This window comes from Labrenzia sp. OB1 (assembly GCF_001624695.1).
Lineage (GTDB): Bacteria > Pseudomonadota > Alphaproteobacteria > Rhizobiales > Stappiaceae > Roseibium.
In genome coordinates, this window is the sequence record NZ_JSEP01000034.1 from 22,204 (window position 1) to 28,607 (window position 6,404).

8 protein-coding genes are annotated in these 6,404 nt (G+C 56.4%); 7 read left to right on the top strand and 1 reads right to left on the bottom strand.

From position 1 onward, the window contains the following. Window positions 1-62 precede the first annotated feature (62 nt). The 4 genes from OA90_RS25905 (at window position 63) to arsH (ending at window position 2,087) form a co-directional block, all read left to right on the top strand. Window positions 63-521 carry a winged helix DNA-binding protein gene (locus OA90_RS25905; protein ID WP_208986306.1) on the top strand — a complete coding sequence of 153 codons (459 nt, stop codon included), beginning with the start codon at window positions 63-65 and terminating at the stop codon, window positions 519-521. A gap of 67 nt (window positions 522-588) precedes the next feature. Further along, on the top strand, window positions 589-927 hold the full coding sequence (locus tag OA90_RS25910) for a metalloregulator ArsR/SmtB family transcription factor (RefSeq protein WP_068419715.1): 339 nt from the start codon (window positions 589-591) through the stop codon (window positions 925-927). A gap of 13 nt (window positions 928-940) precedes the next feature. Then, complete coding sequence (gene arsC, locus OA90_RS25915) at window positions 941-1,354, top strand: arsenate reductase (glutaredoxin) (protein ID WP_068419717.1); 414 nt, start codon at window positions 941-943, stop codon at window positions 1,352-1,354. After that, complete coding sequence (gene arsH, locus OA90_RS25920) at window positions 1,347-2,087, top strand: arsenical resistance protein ArsH (RefSeq protein WP_082837287.1); 741 nt, start codon at window positions 1,347-1,349, stop codon at window positions 2,085-2,087. Before arsC ends, arsH begins: the two co-directional genes overlap by 8 nt. Before the next feature lie 15 nt (window positions 2,088-2,102). Here arsH and OA90_RS25925 read toward each other — a convergent pair whose 3' ends face one another. Beyond that, window positions 2,103-4,151 (bottom strand): EAL domain-containing protein, encoded by a 2,049-nt coding sequence (locus OA90_RS25925; protein ID WP_082837288.1) that lies wholly within the window; start codon window positions 4,149-4,151, stop codon window positions 2,103-2,105. A gap of 461 nt (window positions 4,152-4,612) precedes the next feature. On the opposite strand from OA90_RS25925, the gene OA90_RS25930 reads away from it, so the two are divergent. From OA90_RS25930 to OA90_RS28240, 3 genes are all read left to right on the top strand, one after another. Beyond that, window positions 4,613-5,305: a DnaJ family molecular chaperone gene (locus OA90_RS25930; protein ID WP_068419723.1), complete on the top strand. Its 693-nt coding sequence runs from the start codon at window positions 4,613-4,615 to the stop codon at window positions 5,303-5,305. Then, on the top strand, window positions 5,302-6,063 hold the full coding sequence (locus tag OA90_RS25935) for an N-acetylmuramoyl-L-alanine amidase (RefSeq protein WP_068419725.1): 762 nt from the start codon (window positions 5,302-5,304) through the stop codon (window positions 6,061-6,063). The genes OA90_RS25930 and OA90_RS25935 overlap by 4 nt, the downstream gene beginning before the upstream one ends. Before the next feature lie 133 nt (window positions 6,064-6,196). After that, on the top strand, window positions 6,197-6,404 hold a 208-nt coding region (locus OA90_RS28240; protein WP_156510618.1), incomplete at its 3' end, for a leucine zipper domain-containing protein.

Here is a 6,404-nt window from a genome sequence, read left to right on the forward strand (position 1 = left end):
AACCGAAATCCGAAAGGTCGATTGGACCTGTTGTCTCCTCGGCGCATCTTGCTTCCGGGGCGATGCCGGCTCTTTCGGAGATCGAATTTGCCGTCACAATGATGGTCAATGCCTATCATCGCTGGATGGTCCGCTGCATGGCGGCCAGCGGGTTGGAGGGGCTGGGTCCTCTGGATGTTCTGGTGCTGCACTCCGTAAATCACCGCGGCCGGGCGAAAACCCTCTCCGACATCTGCCTGGTGTTGAACATAGAAGACACCCACACGGTGACCTACGCTCTCAAAAAACTTCAAAAAGCCGGGCTCGTTTCTTCCGGCCGGAGGGGCAAGGAAAAGACAGCGGAGATTACGCCATCGGGAGAAGCGGCCTGTATGGAATACAGGCGTCTGCGCGAAGCATTGCTGGTTGAACCGATGAAAGCGCTGGGCCTGGATGAGAGCGAACTCTCCCGGCTGGCCGCGATGCTTCGCCTGGTATCGGGTAACTATGACCAGGCAGCCCGGGCCGCCGCCGCCATGTGAACCAGTCAGATTGCGTCACACGACGTCTTTTTATTGAATGTTCCAAAATTTCTTGTAAGGTCGAATTATGGAGAATCCGGATGCCGTTTCAGCGCTCGGCGCGCTTGCTCAGGAGGACCGTCTGGCGGCCTTCCGGCTTTTGATGGCGGAGGGGCCGAGGGGGCTTCCCTCGGGATCCGTCGCCGAGCGCCTGGATATTCAGCCGACCCGCATGTCGTTCCATCTGACAACGCTTGAGCGGGCAGGGCTGCTGACCGCGCGGCGGGACGGACGTCATATCCACTATGCCGTCAACTATGACCGGATGCGAAACCTTCTGTCCTTTTTGATGGAAGACTGCTGCGGCAACAATCCTGCCGTCTGTGGTTTCTCCGTCAATGAGTTCACAAAGCCAACAGGGACCTGACAGGACCAACTTCATGACCATCACAATCTATCACAACCCGAAGTGCGGAACGTCCCGCAATACGCTGGAAATGATCAGGAACTCCGGCGTGGACCCCGAGATTGTCGAATATCTCAAAACCCCGCCGAGCCGCGATGAACTTGTCGGTCTGATTGCGAGAATGGGGATACCCGTCCGTGCTCTTCTGCGCCAGAAGGGCACGCCTTATGATGACCTGGGTCTTGGCGAAGAGAAATGGACGGATGACGAGTTGATTGATTTCATGATGGAGCATCCCATTTTGATCAATCGTCCGATTGTTGTCTCAGAGAAGGGCGTTCGGCTGTGCCGCCCATCGGAGAAGGTGATGGACCTGTTGCCGAGAGATATCGGAACGTTCACCAAGGAAGACGGCGAAGTGGTGGCATCCGGAGCGGTCAATGAGTGAACTCGATCTTGCGGAACACGGACTGCGGAATGTTGCCGCTGGAGATCTGAAACCGGTCTTGAAGGAAAGGCTTCAGGTTTCTGACTTGCCGGCGCATCCGCCGCGTGTCCTGCTGCTCTACGGGTCCCTGCGTGAACGTTCCTACAGCCGGTTTCTCGTTCTCGAAGCCGAACGATTGCTGAAGACGTTTGGTGCGGAAACCAGGGTCTTCAATCCAGCCGGCCTGCCGTTGCCGGATGAAGCGGAAACCAGCCATCCGAAGGTCGCGGAACTCAGGGACCTTTGCGCCTGGTCAGAGGCGCAGGTCTGGTGTTCACCGGAACGGCACGGTGCCATGACGGGAATACTGAAGTCCCAGATCGACTGGGTGCCGTTGAGCGTTGGTGCAATTCGTCCGACACAGGGCAAAACGCTGGCCTTGATGCAGGTATCAGGCGGATCTCAGTCTTTCAACGCTCTCAACCAGATGCGTGTTCTGGGCCGCTGGATGCGCATGATCACGATCCCAAATCAGTCCTCGGTTCCCAGAGCTTATCAGGAATTCGATGAAGAGGGGCGGATGAAACCTTCCCCCTTGTATGACCGTGTGGTGGATGTGATGGAGGAACTGGTGAAGTTTACGCTGCTGACACGCGGGCAATCCGACTACCTTGTCGACAGGTATTCTGAAAGAAAAGCGGAACGGGAAAAGCAGTCCGCTGCGGAAACGGCGGCGCTTGGTGTTGTCCGCTGAATCGGCAAGGTAATCCTACGACTTGGAAGTTGCAGGCCGTAGCGGTTCTGCATTCACGGTATCAGGCGCGGGAGCGTTGCCGGACTTCTTTTGCGGAAACCACAGTCCGCCTGACGTGTTCATTGGGAAGACCGGGAAATTGGCTTCATGACTATCGACGCTGTCCGGTTTTCCGAACATGAACCCCTGAACGAGATCGCAACCGGCCGTGCTCAGCAGGATTGCCTGTTCTTCGGTTTCGACACCTTCAGCAGTGATGATCACGTCGAGAGAACGGCCCAGACCGACAATGGACGTGACTATGGCGTCCGTACTCATATCCTTGCCGAGGTTCTGAATGAAAGCCTTGTCGATCTTGATCTTGTCGAAGGGAAAGAGGCTGAGGTAGCTCAGGGACGAATAGCCGGTCCCGAAGTCATCCATCGCGATTGAGACACCCATGTCACGGATTTCACGGAGTGTTGCAATCACTGCGTCCGTGTCCGAGATCAGAAGACTTTCTGTCACCTCGATCTCCAGGCGGCTGGGATCGAGACCGGACTTGCGAAGGGCTGCGGCAACGCGTTTCTGGGTTTCTCCGGCGTTGAATTGCGCAGGCGATACATTCACCGCCACGCGGCGGGTCTTGTCTTCCCAGTTTGCAGCTTCCATGCAGGCGTTGTTCAGGACCCAGGTTCCGATTTCCACAATCAGCCCGGTGTCTTCGGCGATCGGGATAAAGATGTCGGGCTTGATGGTTCCCTTGGCAGGATGATCCCAGCGGATCAGCGCCTCATAGCCTTTCAGTGCTCCGTCTCGCAGAGAATACTGTGGCTGGTACAGGAGTTTGAACTGGTCGAACTTGATCGCCTTGATGAGGCCAGCTTCCACTTCCTTGCGTTTCTGTGCATCAGCGTCCAGTTCCGGTGTGTACCAGGAAAAGGTGGATCGGCCGCCATGCTTGGCGCGGTAGAGCGCAAGATCCGCGCAATGTAGAAGACGGGACGCCCGCCAGGAACCGTCGGTGGCACGGGCTATGCCGATCGACAGCGATATTCTGATTTCCTTGCCGTCGATAATGCACGGGACTTTTGTCGCCGCGTTCATGTTGGCGGCAAGCTTTGTCATGCGGGCCGGATCGGAAACGGAGGTGAGCAGAACGGCGAATTCGTCACCGGACAACCGCGATACCAGATGGGTGTCGAAGACGGCTTTCAGGCGTTCGCTGACAATTTGCAGGAACACATCGCCGGTGCCGTGTCCGTGGGTGTCGTTGACCTCCTTGAACTTGTCCACGTCGATGAGCATGACACCGATATTCGATGCCTTTGCCTGAGCCAGTCGCAAGGCTTCCGTAAGCCTGGCGTTGAAAACCGCGCGATTGGGCAAGCCCGTCAACGCGTCATGATGAGCGAGATACTGTATGTCGCGATTGGTTGTCACCTGATCGTGAAAGCGCATCCACAGCAGGATGCCTGCGAAAATGAACGATGTCAGACACAGGCCACCAATCGCTGCGCTGATGGTCCTGATCAGAGGCCTCAGACTGGACAGAAGGTCGGCCTGCCTGGTCAGGAGCAGGAGGCTCGGCATGGCCGGATTTGACCCTTGCGGCCGGTAGGCGATCACGGCATTGCGGCCAAACCTGCCTTCCCAGGTCATATCCGGGACCGCAGCCAGGGGGGCGAACTCCAATTTTGCTTCTGCCTTGACCAGGGTGTCCGGCGTCAGAAGGAACCTGTCCCTGTGCCAGAGGATCTGTTGCAGTTCCGTTTTTTGCGTGGCCGCGGGAAATACGATAGCTGCGTCGAGAACGTCCGAAGCACCACTCTTGTGCTGAAAGAGTGTCTTGATGTCATTAATCTGTTTCGGAGTTAGACCGGGCGCGGAAGCAGAACCAGATGCGGTTGAAAGCCGAAGACCCGACACCTCCTCTGGTCGGGCCTCGCCAAGCTCCTTGGCAAGTGTCCTGAGCAACGTGTCGATTGCCTTTTCCTGCGTAAGAAAAGCCTGTTCAAGTCCGCGGACAAGAAGCCAGTGAGTCAGAAGCCGATTGCTGGCATAGACACCCAGCGCCAATGTCATGACCAGCGACATGGATATGAAAAATATTACAATGCTATTTCTTGCCAGGGGGTTGGCCATCCAGAGAGGCACCATCTTTTTTGAACGTACTGGTTGAAATTAAGCCGAATTTCTTACACCAACATGAATCCATTCCGGTTTTTCCCTTTAATGGCCATGAGTTGTTCCGGCAAGGCGCATTCGGACCTGTTGCTTTCTCCCTTGTGAGTTGTGAGGTCAGCTTCACGTTTCGGAAACGCATGTGATCCCGCCTTTAGAAACGCTTGATATTGCATTGGCAGAAACCCTAACACTCTCAGATCGATCAACTTTTCCGCTTGGGAGCGGTTGAAACGAGCCTCAGCTTGATCTGGTCAAACAACCGCGCTGCCGATATGACTGGGAGACGCAATTGATTCGTGGTGGAAGGTGCGGGCCGAAAGTGTCTATTTCCGGCATCGGTGCCCGGCAGGAGCTGATTTGTGAGCGTCTGGAACAGCATTGGAAGCATCGTTGGGGCGATCGGGACTGGCGGGGCCCAGCTGGTCGACCGCATCGTTCAGCTTGTTCTGGCGCGCCCGGAAGGTACGGGCAGCGTTGCCTTCACCGTGGCGATGATTGCTCTGTCCGCGAAGATGGCGAAAGCCGACGGGGTCGTTACAACCGATGAAGTCCTGGCATTCCGGGATTTGTTCGAAGTTCCCTCGAATGAAGAACGCAACGTTGCCAGACTGTTTAATCTGGCCAAGGAGGATGTGGCGGGATTTGAGGTCTATGCCCAGAAACTTGCCGACCTGTTCCCCTATGACCGCAAGACGCTGTTCGACATTCTTGACGGGCTTTTTCACATAGCCAAGGCCGACGGTGTCATCCATGAAAGCGAACTTGGGTATCTTTCCAAAGTCGCCGAAGTGTTCGGGCTGGACGACCGGGAATTCTCCAAGGTCATGGCCCGGCATGTCCGCAAGGATGGAAATCCTTACGAGATCCTGGGGCTCGGGCCGGAGGCCAGCGATACCGAGTTGAAGGCGCAATACAGACGGGAAGTACAGGAAACGCATCCGGACCGACTGATTGCCAGAGGCGTTCCGGAGGAATTCGTCCGCATCGCCAACGACCGGCTCGCCGCGCTCAATGATGCCTGGGCGAAAATCTGCGCGGAAAGAGGGCTATGACAGTCGCAACCGATACCGGGCTGAAAGCCAGGGTCCATCCGTCGCCAAATCACGGTCCCAGGATAACAGGCGTACCGGTCGACATGGTGATACTGCATTATACCGGCATGGAGACCGCCGAGGCCGCGTTGAGCAGGCTTTGCAATCCGGAAGCCGAAGTTTCGGCCCACTACTTCGTTGACGAAGACGGCAGCATTCTTCAGTGCGTCCCGGAATCCAGACGCGCCTGGCATGCAGGGCGCAGTTTCTGGAAAGGGCGGAATGACATCAACTCCCGTTCGATCGGCATTGAAATCGTCAATCCGGGGCATGAATACGGATACAGAGCTTTTCCGGACAGGCAGATCGAGGCCGTGATGGCGCTGACGAAGGATATTTGTCACCGGCACGGTATCCAGCCATGGATGGTGCTTGGTCACTCCGACATCGCTCCCGGCCGCAAGGAGGATCCGGGTGAACTGTTTCCCTGGGAGCGGTTGGCGAAGGCGGGAATCGGTCTTTACGTGCAGCCTTTTCCAATCGGTTCCGGATTGTTCATGCAGGCCGGGGAAAGCGGTCAGCCGGTGGAGGCTGTCCAGTCCATGTTGGCTCTCTTTGGATATGACGTCGGCATTTCGGGTGAGTTCGACGAGAAGACCCGGCTCTGCGTGAAAGCTTTTCAGAGACATTTTCGTCCCGGAAAAGTGGATGGAGTTGTCGATCAGTCGACAATTGAAACGCTCCATGCGCTCTTGCGGAAGCTGCCCTCCCTGACCTGATGTACGCTTTGAAGGAAAATTCAGCCTGAAAGGCGGTTGCTACCTAGGTGTGAGTTCCAAGAAGGTTGTTCATTCGCATTGAAGGTCTGAGACTGGTTGGTGACCAAACACAATCAGTTTCAGGATCGATGGAATGAACAACCCGCACAAGAATGCCCGCACGTGTTTTTACAGTCGAGAGCAAATTGTTCTGCGTCACCAGAACGGAGAGGCTGCAGCGACTATTGCGGCGGCTTTCGGGATCTCGGTGCGCACTGTCCACAAGTGGCTGCGCCGGTATCGTGAGGAAGGGCCTCAGGGGCTCGTCCATCGCAGCAGTGTCCCGCGTACGTGCGCCCAGG

Excerpts from the sequence above, each read along its gene's own strand:
- OA90_RS25905 (WP_208986306.1), top strand. The coding sequence starts at position 63 with ATGCCGGCTCTTTCGGAGATCGAATTTGCCGTCACAATGATGGTCAAT.
- OA90_RS25910 (WP_068419715.1), top strand. The coding sequence starts at position 589 with ATGGAGAATCCGGATGCCGTTTCAGCGCTCGGCGCGCTTGCTCAGGAG.
- arsC (WP_068419717.1), top strand. The coding sequence starts at position 941 with ATGACCATCACAATCTATCACAACCCGAAGTGCGGAACGTCCCGCAAT.
- arsH (WP_082837287.1), top strand. The coding sequence starts at position 1,347 with ATGAGTGAACTCGATCTTGCGGAACACGGACTGCGGAATGTTGCCGCT.
- OA90_RS25925 (WP_082837288.1), bottom strand. The coding sequence starts at position 4,151 with ATGACATTGGCGCTGGGTGTCTATGCCAGCAATCGGCTTCTGACTCAC.
- OA90_RS25935 (WP_068419725.1), top strand. The coding sequence starts at position 5,302 with ATGACAGTCGCAACCGATACCGGGCTGAAAGCCAGGGTCCATCCGTCG.